The 16,583-nt window shown below is 57.4% G+C and carries 17 protein-coding genes; 11 read left to right on the top strand and 6 right to left on the bottom strand.

Annotation, left to right across the window (positions count from 1 at the left end; genetic code table 11):
- Positions 1–109 precede the first annotated feature (109 nt).
- From odhB to sucC, 4 genes are all read right to left on the bottom strand, one after another.
- Complete coding sequence (odhB, locus tag C8N45_RS09515) at positions 110–1,318, bottom strand: 2-oxoglutarate dehydrogenase complex dihydrolipoyllysine-residue succinyltransferase (RefSeq protein ID WP_108385999.1); 1,209 nt, start codon at positions 1,316–1,318, stop codon at positions 110–112.
- Positions 1,315–4,278, bottom strand: coding sequence for a 2-oxoglutarate dehydrogenase E1 component (locus tag C8N45_RS09510; protein ID WP_108385998.1), 2,964 nt, complete (start codon positions 4,276–4,278; stop codon positions 1,315–1,317). Before C8N45_RS09510 ends, odhB begins: the two co-directional genes overlap by 4 nt.
- Positions 4,279–4,623: 345 nt before the next feature.
- Positions 4,624–5,505: a succinate--CoA ligase subunit alpha gene (gene sucD / locus C8N45_RS09500; protein ID WP_108385996.1), complete on the bottom strand. Its 882-nt coding sequence runs from the start codon at positions 5,503–5,505 to the stop codon at positions 4,624–4,626.
- 82 nt (positions 5,506–5,587) lie between these two features.
- Entirely contained in the window at positions 5,588–6,781 is a 1,194-nt protein-coding gene (gene sucC, locus C8N45_RS09495) for an ADP-forming succinate--CoA ligase subunit beta (protein ID WP_108385995.1), read from the bottom strand.
- A 203-nt stretch (positions 6,782–6,984) separates the two neighbouring features.
- Between sucC and C8N45_RS09490 the strand changes: the two genes are divergently transcribed.
- Positions 6,985–8,001, top strand: coding sequence for a glycosyltransferase family 2 protein (locus C8N45_RS09490; protein WP_168769439.1), 1,017 nt, complete (start codon positions 6,985–6,987; stop codon positions 7,999–8,001).
- A 66-nt stretch (positions 8,002–8,067) separates the two neighbouring features.
- On the opposite strand, the gene mdh is transcribed toward C8N45_RS09490, so the two are convergent.
- The gene (gene mdh / locus C8N45_RS09485) at positions 8,068–9,030 is read right to left on the bottom strand and encodes a malate dehydrogenase (RefSeq protein ID WP_108385993.1); all 963 of its coding nucleotides are present in this window, start codon (positions 9,028–9,030) and stop codon (positions 8,068–8,070) included.
- Positions 9,031–9,139: 109 nt separating this feature from the next.
- Between mdh and C8N45_RS09480 the strand changes: the two genes are divergently transcribed.
- On the top strand, positions 9,140–9,877 hold the full coding sequence (locus C8N45_RS09480; RefSeq protein ID WP_245882622.1) for a sulfite exporter TauE/SafE family protein: 738 nt from the start codon (positions 9,140–9,142) through the stop codon (positions 9,875–9,877).
- A 2-nt stretch (positions 9,878–9,879) separates the two neighbouring features.
- Here the strand turns inward: C8N45_RS09480 and C8N45_RS09475 are convergent, their stop codons facing one another.
- Positions 9,880–10,194 (bottom strand): hypothetical protein, encoded by a 315-nt coding sequence (locus tag C8N45_RS09475; RefSeq protein WP_108385991.1) that lies wholly within the window; start codon positions 10,192–10,194, stop codon positions 9,880–9,882.
- A gap of 301 nt (positions 10,195–10,495) precedes the next feature.
- On the opposite strand from C8N45_RS09475, the gene C8N45_RS09470 reads away from it, so the two are divergent.
- The 9 genes from C8N45_RS09470 to C8N45_RS09430 all read left to right on the top strand — a co-directional run bounded on the left by C8N45_RS09470 (position 10,496) and on the right by C8N45_RS09430 (position 16,563).
- The gene (locus tag C8N45_RS09470; RefSeq protein WP_108385990.1) at positions 10,496–11,338 is read left to right on the top strand and encodes an HpcH/HpaI aldolase/citrate lyase family protein; all 843 of its coding nucleotides are present in this window, start codon (positions 10,496–10,498) and stop codon (positions 11,336–11,338) included.
- Complete coding sequence (locus C8N45_RS09465) at positions 11,335–11,889, top strand: NnrU family protein (RefSeq protein ID WP_108385989.1); 555 nt, start codon at positions 11,335–11,337, stop codon at positions 11,887–11,889. The genes C8N45_RS09470 and C8N45_RS09465 overlap by 4 nt, the downstream gene beginning before the upstream one ends.
- Before the next feature lies 1 nt (position 11,890).
- A complete protein-coding gene (locus C8N45_RS09460) occupies positions 11,891–12,097 on the top strand; it encodes a DUF1737 domain-containing protein (protein ID WP_108385988.1) in 207 nt (68 codons plus the stop codon).
- Positions 12,094–13,119 carry a MaoC family dehydratase gene (locus C8N45_RS09455; RefSeq protein ID WP_108385987.1) on the top strand — a complete coding sequence of 342 codons (1,026 nt, stop codon included), beginning with the start codon at positions 12,094–12,096 and terminating at the stop codon, positions 13,117–13,119. The genes C8N45_RS09460 and C8N45_RS09455 overlap by 4 nt, the downstream gene beginning before the upstream one ends.
- Before the next feature lie 216 nt (positions 13,120–13,335).
- Positions 13,336–13,719, top strand: coding sequence for a succinate dehydrogenase, cytochrome b556 subunit (gene sdhC / locus C8N45_RS09450; protein ID WP_108385986.1), 384 nt, complete (start codon positions 13,336–13,338; stop codon positions 13,717–13,719).
- A 14-nt stretch (positions 13,720–13,733) separates the two neighbouring features.
- Positions 13,734–14,105 carry a succinate dehydrogenase, hydrophobic membrane anchor protein gene (gene sdhD / locus C8N45_RS09445; protein ID WP_108385985.1) on the top strand — a complete coding sequence of 124 codons (372 nt, stop codon included), beginning with the start codon at positions 13,734–13,736 and terminating at the stop codon, positions 14,103–14,105.
- Positions 14,106–14,126: 21 nt separating this feature from the next.
- On the top strand, positions 14,127–15,932 hold the full coding sequence (gene sdhA, locus C8N45_RS09440) for a succinate dehydrogenase flavoprotein subunit (RefSeq protein WP_108385984.1): 1,806 nt from the start codon (positions 14,127–14,129) through the stop codon (positions 15,930–15,932).
- A complete protein-coding gene (locus C8N45_RS09435) occupies positions 15,932–16,273 on the top strand; it encodes a succinate dehydrogenase (protein ID WP_108385983.1) in 342 nt (113 codons plus the stop codon). Before sdhA ends, C8N45_RS09435 begins: the two co-directional genes overlap by 1 nt.
- Positions 16,270–16,563, top strand: a complete 294-nt coding sequence (locus C8N45_RS09430) for a hypothetical protein (protein ID WP_108385982.1) — start codon at positions 16,270–16,272, stop codon at positions 16,561–16,563. The genes C8N45_RS09435 and C8N45_RS09430 overlap by 4 nt, the downstream gene beginning before the upstream one ends.
- Positions 16,564–16,583 lie beyond the last annotated feature (20 nt).

The following is a 16,583-nucleotide window of genomic DNA, read 5'->3' as shown; positions in this document are numbered from 1 at the left end:
CACTTAGTTCTGCCGCTCCCGCTTCCCAGCATCCTGCCAACAGAAGAAATGCTGGTGCAGGCATCAGCAATTCGACTTTCACGGACATTATTGGGCCAACTCAGTCTGTTTACAGATCCATCAACAACCGCCGAGGGTCCTCAAGCGCTTCTTTCACCCGCACAAGGAATGTCACGGCCCCTTTGCCATCGACGATCCGGTGGTCATAGGACAGCGCCAAATACATCATCGGGCGGATCACCACTTCACCGTTGATGGCCATTGGACGATCCTGAATCTTGTGCATGCCAAGGATACCCGACTGCGGCGGGTTCAGGATGGGTGAGGACATGAGCGAGCCATAGACCCCGCCGTTGGAGATGGTGAAGGTGCCGCCCTGCATTTCGGCCATGGACAGCTTGCCGTCACGGGCCTTGGCACCCATTTCGGCAATCGCCTTTTCAATTGCGGCAAATGACATCTGGTCGGCGTCGTTGATGACAGGGACAACAAGGCCGGTCGGTGTGCCTGCGGCGATGCCCATGTTGACGTAGTTTTTGTAAACCACATCAGTGCCATCAATTTCGGCGTTCACTTCGGGCACTTCGTTCAGGGCATGCACGCAGGCCTTGGTAAAGAAGGACATGAAGCCAAGCTTTACGCCATGCTTTTTCAGGAACAGGTCTTTGTATTCGTTGCGCAGCGCCATGACCTCGGTCATGTCGACCTCATTATAGGTGGTCAGCATGGCAGCGGTGTTCTGGCTGTCTTTCAGGCGCTTTGCGATGGTCTGGCGCAGACGGGTCATTTTCACCCGCTCTTCGCGTTCCGACTGATTGGCGGCGACAGGTGCGCGCGGGGCGGCGGGCGCTGCCGGAGCGGCGGTTGGCTTGGCGAGGGCGTTCAACACGTCCTCTTTCATCACGCGGCCGTCCTTGCCGGTTCCCTGCACATCCGTCAGGTTGTTTTCGGCCATCAGTTTGTTGGCAGAGGGGGCGTTTTCCACGTCAGTCCGCGCGGCGGCAGATGGTGCAGCCGGTTCCGGGGTCGCGGGCGTTTCAGGCGCTTTTGGCGTTTCGGCCTTGGGGGCGGGGGCTGCGTCGCCTTCGGAAATCTGGGCCAGCAGGGCGTCAACACCTACGGTCTCGCCTTCTGCCGCCACGATCTCGGAAAGGGTTCCGGCGATCGGGCTTGGGACCTCTACGGTGACTTTGTCCGTTTCGAGTTCGCAAAGCATTTCATCAACGGCAACTGAATCGCCGGGCTGCTTGAACCATGTGGCGACGGTCGCTTCGGTGACGGATTCGCCAAGGGTTGGGACGCGGACTTCAGTGCTCATTTCTTTGATCCTTCGACTGTCAGCGCATCATTTACGAGGGCTGCTTGTTCTGCTTTATGTTTGCTGGCCAGACCGGTTGCGGGTGACGCGGCGGCGTTCCGGCCTGCATAAACGGGGCGGATGTGCTTGGCTTTAATGCGCGTCAGGACCCATTCCAGATTGGGTTCGATAAAGGTCCATGCACCCTGATTTTTCGGTTCTTCCTGACACCAGACCATTTCGGCGTCTTTGAACCGTTCAAGTTCCTTGACGGCGGATAGGGCGGGGAACGGATAGAATTGTTCGATCCGCAACAAGTAAACATCGTCGATGCCGCGCGCATCGCGTTCCTCCAACAGGTCGTAGTAGACCTTACCCGAACACATCACGACCCGCTTGATCTTGTCATCTGCGACAAGCTTGGTGTCAGAGTTGCCTTGTTGCGCATCGTCCCACAAAACCCTGTGGAAGCTGGAGCCTGTGGTGAATTCCTCGGCCCGCGATACGGCCAACTTGTGCCGCAGCAAAGATTTTGGCGTCATCAGGATAAGCGGCTTGCGGAATGACCGGTGCAATTGGCGGCGCAGCAGGTGGAAATAGTTCGCAGGCGTCGTGCAGTTCGCGACAATCCAGTTGTCGCCGCCACACATGGTCAGGAACCTCTCCAACCGCGCGCTGGAGTGTTCCGGCCCTTGCCCTTCGTAGCCGTGCGGCAACAGGCAAACCAGACCGGACATGCGCAGCCATTTGCTTTCGCCAGAGCTGATGAACTGGTCAAACATGATCTGGGCGCCATTGGCAAAGTCGCCAAATTGCGCCTCCCATAGGGTCAGCGCATTGGGTTCGGCCAGCGAATAGCCATATTCAAAGCCTAGAACTGCATATTCTGACAACATGGAGTCGATGACTTCATAATGCGCTTGGCCCTTGCGAATGTTGTTCAGCGGATAGTAGCGGTCTTCGGTTTCCTGATTAATCAGGCCGGAATGGCGGTGGCTGAATGTACCGCGGGTGCAATCCTGACCAGACAGGCGGACGGGGTAGCCTTCTAATTGCAGCGATCCGAACGCGAGCGCTTCGCCCGTGGCCCAGTCAAAACCGGTGCCGCTGTCGAACATGTCCTGCTTGGATTTGATCAACCGCCCGATCGTCTTATGGATCGGGAAACCTTCAGGCACGGTTGTCAGGGCCTTGCCGATGTCGGCCATCGTTTCTGGCGCAATCGCGGTCTGACCACGCTGGTACTTCTCGTCATCCTGACGGTCCAGATGCGACCATTTCCCGTCCAGCCAGTCGGCCTTGTTGGGTTTGTAGGTCTTGCCGGATTCGAACTCCTCGTTCAGGTGGGCCTGAAACGCGGCTTTCATATCCTCGATCTCGCCTTCCGGGATCAGTCCGTCATTGACAAGCCGTTCTGTATAAAGCGTCAGTGTTGTTTTCTGCTTCTTGATTTTCTTGTACATCACCGGATTGGTGAACATCGGCTCATCGCCTTCGTTATGTCCGAACCGGCGATAGCAGATAATATCCAGCACAACGTCCTTGTGGAATTTCTGGCGGAATTCAGTTGCGACACGAGCGGCGTGAACCACTGCCTCTGGATCGTCGCCATTGACGTGGAAAATCGGGGCTTCGACCATTAGCGCAATGTCGGTGGGGTAGGGGGAACTGCGCGAGAAATGGGGCGCGGTTGTAAACCCGATCTGGTTATTGACGACGATATGCATGGTGCCGCCGGTCTTGTGCCCTTTCAGGCCGGACAGCCCGAACCCTTCGGCCACGACACCCTGCCCGGCAAATGCAGCATCGCCATGCAGCAAGATCGCCATCACGCGGGTGCGGTCGGTGTCTTTTTTCTGGTCTTGTTTGGCGCGGACCTTGCCCAGAACAACCGGATTAACAGCCTCAAGGTGGGAGGGGTTCGCGGTCAGCGACAGGTGCACGGTGTTGTCGTCAAATGCGCGGTCGCTGGATGCGCCAAGGTGGTATTTCACATCACCGGAGCCGTCGACATCTTCGGGCTTGAAAGACCCGCCCTGAAATTCGTTGAAAATGGCGCGGTAGGGCTTTTCCATCACGTTGGCCAGGACCGACAGGCGCCCACGGTGGGGCATCCCGATCACGATTTCATCAAGCCCCAGCTGCCCGCCGCGCTTGATGATCTGTTCCATCGCGGGGATCAGGCTTTCGCCGCCATCAAGGCCGAACCGTTTGGTCCCCATATATTTGACGTGCAGAAATTTCTCGAATCCCTCAGCCTCGACCAGCGAGTTCAGGATCGCCTTGCGGCCTTCCTTGGTAAAGGCGATTTCCTTGCCGTAACCTTCGATCCGTTCTTTCAGCCAACCTGCCTCTGCCGGGTTGGAAATATGCATATATTGCAGGGCGAAAGTGCCGCAATAAGTCCGCTGCACAATCGCCAGAATTTCGTTCATCGTAGCGACTTCAAGACCCAGCACATTGTCGATGAAAATGGGCCGGTCCATGTCGGCGGCGGTAAAGCCATAGGACGCCGGGTCAAGCTCTGGATGGGGCGTGTTTGCGCGCATGCCCAGGGGGTCAAGGTCGGCAATCAGATGGCCCCTGATCCGGTAGGCACGAATGATCATCAGCGCGCGGATACTGTCCAGCACAGCGGCGCGCACTTGCGTTTCATCAAGGCTCACGCCTTTTTCGGCGGCCTTTTCCTTGATCTTCTTGCCTGCCGCTTCCGGTTCGGCTGGCCATTGCCCGTCAAGCGCTGCGGTCAGGTCATCATTGGGAACAGGCGGCCAGTCCATCCGGCTCCATGATGGGCCTAAGGCCTCTGCCTTGGCATCCGCAGGCGTGTCACCCAATGACCGGAAAAACGCCTGCCAGCTTTCATCTACCGCGCCGGGATTGTCGGCGTAACGGGCGTAAAGCTGTTCGACATATTCAGCATTGTGCCCCTGCAAGAATGAGGAGGCGTGGTAGACATCATTAGGAGATTGGTCGTTCATAAGGGACCTCTTCGGGCTGGGCGGATAATATCTGCTGTCGGCAGGTTGATGGTTTTAGGGGCAGAGGCGGGCAAGGCGCATGAACCTGCAAAGAACACGCACTGCAACATTTGTGGCGAAGGGACATGGATTGATCGGGTGAACAGGCCTGACATCTCGACGTTGTTGCGCATCGGATCAGACGGACCGCAAAATCGCAGCCCCCATGCGCGCAGTGATGCCAGACCCAACATGATGAGCGGCGCAAAGAGCCTGAATTGCCGGAGACTTGTCCGCTTGGGGCGTTGCCCCTTTGCGGAAAACGTCTCAAGTCCGGCATTTATGGCGGCTTTGCGTGTCACCTTTCTAGCCAATCGCTTCCAGTACAGCCTCGCCAAGCGTTGCGGGGCTGTCGGCAACAATGATCCCGGCGGCTTTCATCGCTTCGATCTTGCTTTCCGCGTCGCCTTTGCCGCCGGCAACAATCGCGCCGGCGTGGCCCATGCGACGACCCGGAGGGGCGGTGCGTCCGGCGATGAAACCGGCGACGGGTTTCCAGCGGCCCTTTTTCTTTTGGGCGGTCAGGAATTCAGCGGCCTCTTCTTCGGCGGAACCACCGATTTCCCCGATCATGATCATGGAATGGGTTTCGTCATCGTCCAAGAACATGTCGAGCACATCGATATGCTCCGTCCCTTTGATGGGGTCGCCGCCGATGCCCACAGCAGTAGACTGGCCAAGGCCGGAATCTGATGTCTGCTTGACCGCTTCATAAGTCAGCGTACCGGAACGGGACACAACGCCGACCGACCCGCGCTTGTGGATGTGGCCAGGCATGATGCCGATTTTGCATGCGTCGGGCGTGATGATACCGGGGCAGTTGGGGCCGATCAGGCGCGATTTGGACCCTTCCAGTGCGCGCTTGACCTTCATCATGTCCAGCACGGGGATGCCTTCGGTGATGCAGATGATCAGTTCCATTTCGGCGTCAATCGCCTCGAGGATTGAATCCGCTGCAAAGGGTGGAGGGACATAGATGACCGATGCGTTGGCTTCGGTTGCGTGCATCGCCTCGTGAACCGAGTTGAAGATCGGCAGGTCCAGATGGGTCTGCCCACCCTTGCCGGGGGTCACGCCACCGACCATTTTGGTGCCATAGGCAATGGCCTGTTCAGAGTGGAATGTCCCCTGTGAGCCGGTGAGGCCCTGACAGATGACTTTGGTGTTTTCGTTTACGAGAATGGCCATTTGGGCCTCCTTGGAAAATCTTATGTAGTGCGGGTGTGTGTCCGCGATCACGTACGTTGCGGGGTAACACCCGCAAGCCGTACTATCCTTTCACGGCCTTCACGATTTTCTGCGCGCCGTCTTTCAGGTCGTCGGCGGCAATAACATCGAGGCCGGAGTTGTTGATGATCTCTTTGCCTTTTTCGACGTTTGTGCCTTCCAGACGCACGACAAGCGGCACTTTCAAACCAACCTCTTTGACAGCCGACACAACGCCTTCTGCAATCACGTCGCAGCGCATGATGCCTCCGAAGATGTTGACCAGAATGCCTTTGACCTGCGGGTCAGAAGTGATGATCTTGAACGCCTCTGTCACTTTTTCCTTGGTCGCACCACCGCCCACATCAAGGAAGTTGGCAGGCTCGGCGCCGTAAAGCTTAATGATGTCCATCGTCGCCATGGCAAGGCCCGCACCGTTGACCATGCAGCCGATTTCACCATCCAGCGCGATGTAGTTCAGGTCATACTTGGAGGCCGCGAGTTCCTTGGGGTCTTCTTCGGTTTCGTCGCGCAGGGCGGCCACGTCGGCGTGGCGATAGACCGCGTTGCCGTCGAAGGACACTTTTGCATCCAGCACCTTCAAATCGCCCTTGTCGGTGATGATCAGCGGGTTGATTTCCAGCATCTCCATGTCTTTTTCGATGAAGGCTTTGTAAAGAAGCCCCATCAGATTGACGCATTGTTTGACCTGCCCGCCGGTCAACCCAAGGGCAAAGGCCACGCGACGGCCATGGAACGGCTGATAACCGGTCGCGGGATCGACGGTGAAGTTCAGGATTTTCTCGGGCGTGTTTGCCGCGACTTCTTCAATGTCCATGCCGCCTTCGGTCGAGCAGACAAAGCCCACGCGGCTGGTCTGGCGATCGACCAGCAGTGCAAGGTACATTTCAGTCTCAATGCCGGCCCCATCCTCGATATAAACACGGTTGACCTGCTTGCCAGCGGGGCCGGTCTGGTGCGTTACCAGCGTGCGGCCCAGCATTTTCTTGGCTTCTTCCGCCGCCTCTGACACGGATTTGGTCAGGCGCACACCGCCGGCCTCGCCTGCGTCGGCTTCTTTGAATTTGCCTTTGCCGCGACCGCCCGCGTGGATTTGCGCCTTGACCACCCAGAGAGGGCCATCAAGTTCGCCTGCGGCTGTTTTCGCGTCTTCCGCTTTCAAAACGGCGCGGCCGTCGGAAACAGGGGCACCAAAACTGGCAAGGAGCGCTTTGGCCTGATATTCGTGGATGTTCATGAGGATGATCCAATATGGCTTCGGTTGGTCATGTTTAGAACATAAGAAATTAGGGGTTTCTAACTGAAAAATGGGTGATCGGTGGATAATCCGACATTTGTGATCACAGTTTTTCAGGGTGTGATCACAAAAATGAAGCTCGGATGCTTTTTCATGGAATTGAACGGTTTGAAAAGATTCGTTTGACTGGTAGCTTTCCAAAAATGGGTATCAAAGCTGATAGTTGGGCCGTTGTCGCGACGGTTGATGAACCACCTGCGTTGGTACAGGCCTTTGTTGCGTGGCACCTGTCACTGGGCGCAACTGCCGTGAATCTCTTTTGTGACCGGCCAGATGACCCGGTGCAATCGTTGTTTTCCCATTTGCCACAGGTTCAAGTAACGGCTTGCGGTGCAGCATATTGGCGCAATCTGGGTTGTAAACGGCCACACCGGCACGAGGTGCGTCAGATGCGCAATGCGCGCCATGCCTACAGTCTGTGCCAAAGCGATTGGCTCTTGCATTGTGACGCGGACGAGTTCGTTTGGACGCAGGAGCAATTGGGAGACTATCTTTCTGAGGTGGATGATGAAACGGATTGTTGCGCCTTGTCCGTCGCTGAACGGATCAGTGCGCCGGATATGCAACCAACGTTTCTGACCGGGGCCTTTCGGCGTCCGTTTCCGGGCAAAAAGGCGCAAGGGCGGGCCACCTTCGGAAAAGACTACGACCTGACAAATCGCGGCCTGACCGGGCATACGCAGGGAAAATGTTTCGTTCGGACGGGCCGGGACCTACGGCTTTCGATCCATCGGCCAAAGGCAGCGTTGGCTGATGATGGGCCGACGGTGAAGCGAATTGCACCGGACACGGTCGAACTGCTGCATTTCGAGGGGCTTACGACTCGGCATTGGATCTTCAAAATGATGCGGATGGCGGATGCGTTCGCCAATCATGACGGAATGCCGCCCGCACCGCATCGAAAGCGACAGGTGGCGGCGCTTTTGGCTGATCCGGCAGAGGCGGATGCGTTGCACGACCGGCTCAAACAGCCTGATTACGCGGCGTTGGCTGAACTTGGTTTGCTGCAAAGACCGCCATTTGATGTGACGCAGGCGCTTGCCACATATTTTCCCGGTGAAGCAATTGATCTGACCAATGCGTCTGTTGATCTGTGGCTTTCGGAGCACAAGCAAGGCATCACCGCACTTATGCATGGTGGGCAGCGCCCGCAGCCTTAGGTCGTACTGCCAAAAAAAAAAGGCACCCAACCGGATGCCCTTTGGGATGTGATCGTTACGCAGGCTTCAGCTCAAGCTGTCATCGATGCCTTTACAGGCCTCGACCAATCCTTTGACCGCATCGACGGATTTGTCGAACATCGCTTGTTCGTCCTTGTTCATCTTGATCTCAACCACGCGTTCAATGCCGCCAGCGCCGATAATGGTTGGGACACCCACGTAAAATCCGTTCAGCCCATAGGCGCCGTCAACGTATGCCGCACATGGCAGAAGGCGTTTTTGATCCTTCAGATAGGCCTCGGCCATTTCGATACCGGACGTGGCAGGCGCATAGAATGCAGAGCCCGTCTTGAGCAGCCCCACGATTTCTGCCCCGCCATCACGTGTGCGCTGTACGATCGCGTCCAGTTTTTCCTGGCTGGTCCAGCCCATTTGCACCAGATCGGGCAAAGGAATACCGGCAACGGTCGAGTAGCGTGTCAGAGGAACCATCGTGTCGCCATGGCCGCCCAGCACAAAGGCTGTGACGTCACGCATCGAGACGTCGAACTCTTCTGCAAGGAAGTGCCGGAAGCGTGCCGAGTCAAGGACACCGGCCATGCCACAAACCATGTTATGCGGCAGGCCAGAGAATTCGCGCAGCGCCCAGACCATCGCATCCAGCGGGTTGGTGATGCAGATCACAAAGGCGTTCGGTGCGTGTGCTGCAATGCCTTCACCGACCGACTTCATGACTTTCAGGTTGATCCCCAGCAGATCATCGCGTGACATGCCCGGCTTGCGCGGCACACCGGCGGTGACGATGCATACGTCCGCGCCTGCGATATCGGCATAATCGTTCGTGCCCTTGAAAGAGCCGTCGAACTTGGCCGCAGGGCCGGACTCCGCGATGTCGAGCGACTTGCCTTGGGGCGTGCCCTCTGCAATGTCGAACATCACAACGTCGCCGAGTTCCTTGACGGCAGCGAGGTGAGCGAGCGTGCCGCCGATCTGTCCGGCACCGATAAGCGCAATTTTGGGTCTGGCCATGGGAGTGGGTCCTGTCCTAGTTGGTTTGGCGCAGTGCCTATTCCTTTGAAGGCGACGGCGCAAGTCTTGCGGGGCGCAGGTTTCAGGAAAAGGACAAGACGTGGACGGGATGATGTTTTGGGTTGCGGCGACCTTTGCCGCCATTTTTGTCGGCCTGGGCAAGGGTGGTGTGCCGGTTGTGACCGCGCTCGCGGTTCCGGTGCTGGCGCTGGTGATCTCGCCGATTGCGGCGGCGGGCCTGCTGCTGCCGGTCTACATTGTGGCTGATTTTTTTGGCTTGATGGCTTACCGCAAATATTTCAACGGCCGGGTCTTGCTGATCATGATGGTGGCCATGCCGCCGGGCGTTTTGTTGGGCTATCTGACTGTTGATCTGGTGTCAGAGGCATTGATTGTCGCGCTGCTTGGGCTGATTGGCGCCGTCTTTGCTCTGACGATGATGCTGCGCAGCAAGGTCGAAAAACCTGCCCGCAGACCAAAGTGGGGCGCTGGTTTGTTTTGGGGAGGGATCACTGGCTTTACCAGTTTTGTCAGCCATTCGGGCGGTGTGCCCTATCAGGTCTATACACTGCCGCTGAAGATGGAGAAACTTACCTTTACCGGTACGATGATTATCGCCTTTGCCTATATCAACCTGATCAAGCTGATCCCCTACTATGCGTTGGGCCAGTTGAACGTTTCAAATCTCAAGATCGCATTTGTCTTGATGGTTCCGGCGGGGCTGGCGGTGCTTTCGGGCGTGCGGCTTGTCCGCATCCTGCCCGAAAAGCTGTTCTTCAAATTCATTGTCTGGGCGCTGCTATTGCTATCCCTGAAACTGCTATGGGACGGCGTTAGCGCGCTATGACCCTAGGTGCCTTGGTCTGTGTCGGGCAACGCATCGGACACGGTCTGGAATGACTGACCAGCGGCAACGAGGCAAGTGGGGCCACCCGGTTTCGTTACGACGATGGTCCAACTGCCCGTCGTGTCAGAGGCAAATACCTCGACCACCGAGTTGTCGCTGCCAAGCCCGATTGATTTCCGGCTTTCGCCGTAACGATCAGCCAGCCGTTCAACAACAGCTTCATGGGCTGCGCAATTGCGCGATTGGGCATTTGCGTGATTGGCGGCCAGCATCATGGCCCCGATCCCGAAGGACATTAAGAATAGTTTCCGCTTCATGACGATTACCTTTCTGCGAATTGGGGACCGCGGCTGTTACTCCGTCGCAGTCGGTATGTCTTCAAAGTCTGAAACGAACTTGACTGGAATTAGTTAATACACCGTGACGGTGGGCTAATTTTCCATCATCTATATCAGTGCCTTAGAAGTTCTGAGGCGCTGAGTCATTGAAACATATCAGAAATTCCACACCAAAAATGTTCCCTCTTTGTCTCTTTTTGCTGCGCTGCGGCGCAATCACGCTTGAATAATCTGCCGAATTCTGACCATTTTCGCGCAACTTTATTGCGAGGAAGAATCAGTGTTGGCCCGTCCCTACCGCTCCGCCCTTTATATTCCCGGGTCGAAAGATCGCGCATTGGAGAAAGCGCGAGGCTTGCCCGTTGATGTTATCCTTTTTGATCTTGAAGACGCTGTTGCCCCCGATGCCAAGGTCTCGGCCCGCGACACGCTGACCGCAGCACTCGCAGACGACGGTTATGGCGTGCGCCTGCGCATTGTCCGGATCAACGGACTTGATACCGAATGGGGCGCGGCTGATGCTGCGGCGGTCGCGGCGATGGACTGCGACGCGATTTTGTTGCCCAAGGTCAACAGCACCAAGGATGTAGATGCCTTGGCCGCCCTTGTGCCCGAATTGCCGATCTGGGCCATGATGGAGACACCGCAAGGCATCCTGAATGCAGCCGAAATAGCGAATCATCCAAGGATCGCCGGTTTTGTTCTGGGGACCAATGATCTGGCAAAGGACTTGAACTCGCGCAGCCGTGCAGCCCTGATGACGTCCCTGCAATTATGCATCCTTGCTGCAAAAGCGGCGGGGATCGTGGCGCTTGACGGTGTTTACAACGCCTTCAAGGATGATGATGGTCTGCGTGCCGAATGCGCCGAAGGGCGCGATCTGGGTTTTGATGGCAAGACGCTGATACATCCGGCGCAAGTTGCCATCGCCAATGCCGCTTTTGCCCCCACAGAGGAGGAAATCGCGCTGGCCCAACGGCAAATCGAAGCCTTTGAAGCGGCAGAGGCCGCAGGGCAGGGGGTCGCTGTCGTTGACGGGCGGATCGTTGAAAACTTGCATATCGTGACCGCGCGGGCGACTTTGGCCAAAGCCGAAGCCATTTCTGAATTGGAGAGCGCATGACACTTTTGATCTCCGGGGTTGCCCTATGGTGGGCGGCGCATCTGTTTAAACGCCTTTTGCCCGGCGTGCGTGCCGGTCTGGGGACTGCAGGCTATCCGGTCATGGCAGTGTTGATTATCCTCAGTATCGTCTTGATGGTGCTTGGCTATCGGTCGGCTGACGGGGCGTTCTATTGGGGCCGGAGCCCGGCGATGGTCGGCATCAACAATCTGCTGATGATCGTTGCCTTCTATTTCTACGCCGCCAGTGCTGCCAAGGGCGCAAAGATCTGGCTGGGCACAAAAGTCCGGCACCCGCAGTTGACAGGCTTTTCGATCTGGGCCGTTTCGCATTTGTTGGTCAATGGGGACTCGCCGTCGTTCATCTTGTTCGGTGGCTTGCTGATATGGGCCATTGTCGAAATCCTGATCATCAACGCGCAGGAAGGCCCATGGCAGCGCCCCCCGCGCGCGCCGGTCAAGAAAGAGATCACGGCAGTCGTCGTTACCATTGTCGTTGTTGTTGTCGTGATGGGCATTCACTACGCGCTTGGCGTACCACCTTGGGGTTAAGATGACCAAAATATACCGACTTCTGACCGAAGACGACACATCGGCCTTTTGCCACAAAGTGTCCGAAGCCCTGTCAAAGGGCTGGGTTCTGTACGGTGATCCGACTTATGCGTTCGATCAGGCCAATGGTGTGATGCGCTGCGGGCAGGCCGTGACCAAGGACATTGAAAAACCATACGACAAAGACATGAAGCTGGGCCACCAATGACCAAGACCAACGCGGGCCGGTTCTTTGAAGATTATGCGGTGGGTGACGTCATCACGCATGCGGTGCCGCGTACCATGTCAGGGGGCGAGCGGGCGCTCTATCACGCGCTTTATCCGGCCCGCGGCGCGCTCTATTCGTCCGATGAATTCGCGCGCAATTGCGGACTACCCGCATCGCCGCTGGATGACCTGATCACCTTTCACACTGTCTTTGGCAAAACCGTTCCTGATGTTTCGCTGAATGCCATCGCAAATCTGGGCTATGCCGAAGGGCGCTGGCTCGCTCCCGTCTATCCGGGCGATACGCTGACGTCAGTGTCAGAGGTGATCGGAATTAAGCAAAACTCGAACGGGAAATCCGGCGTGGTCTGGGTGCGCACCACAGGGCGCAACCAGCATGGGGCTGACGTGCTGAGCTATGTCCGCTGGGTCATGGTGCGCAAACGGAGCGAGGGCGATGCCCCGGCGACTGTTGTGCCCACGCTTGCCCCGGCGATTGCGCCGTCTGACTTGCAGGTGCCGGATGGTCTGCACTTCAATGACTATGACGCGACATTGGCGGGCGAACCGCATCGCTTGCGTGACTATGCCGTGGGCGAGGTAATTGACCATGTGGACGGGGTCACGGTTGAAGAGTCCGAACATATGCTTGCTACCCGGCTGTGGCAAAACACGTCCAAGGTGCATTTTGATGCGACAAACCGGGCTGACGGTAAGCGCCTGATCTATGGAGGACATGTGATTTCACTGGCCCGCGCGCTGTCATTCAACGGGCTTGCAAATGCCCAGATGATTGTGGCGCTAAACGCAGGTGCACATGCAAACCCTTGTTTTGCCGGCGATACTGTACGCGCTTGGTCAGAGGTGCTGGAGCTGGCTGAAACTGCCGTCGCAGGTGTCGGCGCAATCAGGCTGCGGCTGGTGGCGACCAAAGGTGCGGCAGGTGTGCTGCGCACCGATGACGGCAAATATGCGCCTGACGTGCTGCTGGACCTCGACTATTGGGCTTTGATGCCGCTCTGAGGGCGGCAATCCATTTTGCTACCTCGGCGGCCATTTGGGCATTATGTGATCACAAGAAAATTTTCTGTGATCACAAGGTGGAAAAATTGTGACAAACGCGACCTTTTTTCACGCCTTAGTCACCTTCGTCTGCGTGACTCTGCTGTGTGAATGGTGCAAAAGTGGCGCAAGGCGTCGTTTTTCTAAAGACGGCAACAGCCAACGAAGGGAATAGACATGGCAGATGTAAACCGGGGCAATCGCCCGCTTTCGCCGCATCTTGAGATTTACCGCCCGCAACTGACGTCGATCACCTCGATCCTTGTTCGGATCAGCGGTAACGCGCTACTGATATCGGGATTGTTGATTGTCTGGTGGTTCGTCGCCGCCGCAACGGGGCCAGAGGCGTATGCGACCGCGAATGGTTTCTTGACCAGTTGGTTCGGCGATCTGGTCATGTTCTTTTCGGTACTGGGGCTGTGGTATCACATGTTCGGCGGTATCCGGCATTTGATCTGGGACAGCGGTCGCATGCTGGATGTCGACAAGTCGGAAATGGCCGGGCAGGTGATGATGATCGCCGCTGTGCTGATGACCATCTTCACTGTCATCGTGCTGTAAGGGGGAATTGATCAATGGCATTTCTGACAGACCGTAAACGCGCCGAGGGGCTGGGCTCCGCAAAAACAGGGACCGAACATCATTGGAAAATGATGGTGTCTTCGGCGGCATTGATCGTGCTGATGCCCCTTTTCGTCTTTACCTTTGGCATGATCCTCGGCGCGCCCTACGAAGAGGTCGTCGCCTATTACCAGCGTCCATTCCCGGCGGTGGTGGCGATCCTGACGATGCTGGTGGGCTGGTTCCATTTCCGGCTGGGTGTGCAAACCCTTATCGAAGACTACGTTCATGGCACGGCACGCAAGATCACCATCATTGCGATGATCTGCCTTTCTTACTCGGCTGCGGCATTTGCGGTTTTCGCAATCGTCCGGCTCGCACTTTAATTCCTCCGGAGCAACTGACAAATGGCTGCATACGAATATGAAACGCATACCTATGACGCGATTGTTGTAGGGGCTGGTGGCGCTGGGCTGCGGGCAACGCTGGGTCTGGCCGAACAGGGGTTGCGGACGGCCTGTATCACCAAGGTGTTCCCGACACGGTCGCACACGGTTGCGGCCCAAGGCGGCATCGCGGCGTCCTTGTCCAACATGGGCCCTGACCATTGGCAGTGGCATATGTATGACACGGTCAAAGGCTCTGACTGGCTGGGTGACACGGATGCGATGGAATATCTTGCCCGTGAAGCGCCCAAGGCGGTTTACGAGCTGGAACACTATGGCGTGCCGTTCAGCCGCACCGAAGAAGGCAAGATTTACCAGCGCCCCTTTGGTGGCCACACCACCGAATTTGGCGAAGGCCCCGCCGTGCAGCGCACCTGTGCTGCTGCAGACCGCACCGGCCACGCCATCTTGCACACTCTTTATGGCCAGTCGCTGAAACAGCAGGCTGAATTCTACATCGAGTACTTTGCGCTTGATCTGATCATGTCAGATGATGGTGTCTGTCAGGGCGTTATCGCCTGGAAGCTGGACGATGGCACCATGCATGTGTTCAACGCCAAGACTGTTGTTCTGGCAACGGGTGGTTATGGCCGCGCCTATTTCAGCGCCACGTCTGCGCACACCTGCACCGGTGACGGTGGCGGTATGGTTGCGCGGCAGGGGCTGCCGTTGCAGGACATGGAATTTGTCCAGTTTCACCCGACCGGTATTTATGGCGCGGGCTGCCTGATCACCGAAGGGGCCCGTGGCGAGGGTGGCTACCTGACCAACTCCGAAGGTGAGCGGTTCATGGAGCGTTACGCGCCCAACTACAAAGACCTTGCCCCCCGCGACTATGTCAGCCGCTGCATGACCATGGAAATTCGCGAAGGCCGCGGTGTAGGCACCAATGGCGACCATATTCACCTGAACCTGAACCACTTGCCCAAAGAAGCCTTGGCAGAGCGCTTGCCGGGGATTTCCGAAAGCGCGCGCATCTTTGCGGGCGTTGACGTGACCAAGGAAGCGATCCCTGTTTTGCCGACCGTGCACTACAATATGGGCGGTATTCCGACGAACTATCATGGCGAGGTTCTGAACCCGACCAAGAAGGACCCAAACGCCGTTGTGCCCGGCCTGATGGCTGTGGGCGAGGCGGGGTGTGCATCGGTGCATGGGGCCAACCGCCTTGGGTCCAACTCGCTGATCGACCTTGTGGTCTTTGGGCGGGCGGCGGCCATTCGTGCGGGCGAGGTCGTGGACCGGAATGCACCGAACCCAACGCTGAATCAGGCTTCCGTGGATGCATGCTTTGACCGCTTCGACGGTTTGCGCCATGCGAAAGGGACGGTTGGAACCGCTGAATTGCGTCTTGAGATGCAAAAGGCGATGCAGGCCGATGCTGCTGTGTTCCGTACTGACAAGACCCTTGCCGAAGGCGTTGAAAAGATGATGGCGATTGCGGGCAAGATGGACGATCTGTCTGTCACCGACCGCAGCCTTGTCTGGAACAGCGACCTGATGGAAACGCTGGAACTCACCAACCTGATGCCGAACGCGCTGGCCACGATCGTTGGCGCCGAGGCGCGCAAGGAAAGCCGTGGCGCGCACGCGCACGAGGATTACGCCACACGTGACGATGAAAACTGGCGGGTGCACACCATCAGCCACATCGACGGGGCCAAGGTAGACCTGAGCTACCGCCCGGTCATAACCGAAGCCCTGACCACAGAGTCCGAGGGTGGTATTTCAGAGGCGCGGATTGCGCCAAAAGAAAGGACTTTCTGATGCGCGCACTGATCGCCGCTGTTGGTCTGCTGGCCCTTGCAGCCTGTGCAGACGGGGCCGGACAAGCCGACCAGATTGCGCGGCAGACGGCCAAAGGCGTCGTGAATAATGTGTTGTCAGCCCAATATCCGGGTGTCGACGTCAGCCCGGTGACAGACTGCGTGATTGACAATGCAACGGGCGCGGAAGTGCTGCAAATCGCACAGGCCGCCGTTGTTGGGTCCACCACGCAAACCACCCAACTGGTGCTTGGCATTGCGCAGCGCCCCGAGTCGGTGCGCTGTATCGCAGAAAAGACGCTGACTGCGGGCAATATACTGGGGGCGCTGGGCACCCTATGATCTGGCGCGCCGCATTAGTGGTCAGCTTGGCCATGTCAGCATGTGCGCCGACGCCGCCAACGCCTGAACAGGCGGCCCAACGCTGCGAAGAACGTGCGCGCGCCGCGCAGGGACCCGAAGTCGGATTGACCATTGGCGCAAACAGTGAATCCGGCCCATTTGCCAGCGGAAGCATTGGCATCACAAGTGATTTTGTCCGCGGCGCTGATCCTTTGGCGATCTACGAAAGCTGCGTCATGAACCTGACCGGGCAGCCGCCAATTCGGCCCCCGCGTTTACGAGCAATTTAAGGATTTGGGGCAGCAATGCC

It is taken from the genome of Yoonia sediminilitoris, assembly GCF_003058085.1.
GTDB classification, from domain to species: Bacteria; Pseudomonadota; Alphaproteobacteria; order Rhodobacterales; family Rhodobacteraceae; genus Yoonia; species Yoonia sediminilitoris.
Note: the sequence above shows the minus strand (reverse complement) of the source record. Positions and strands in the feature narration are given on the sequence as shown.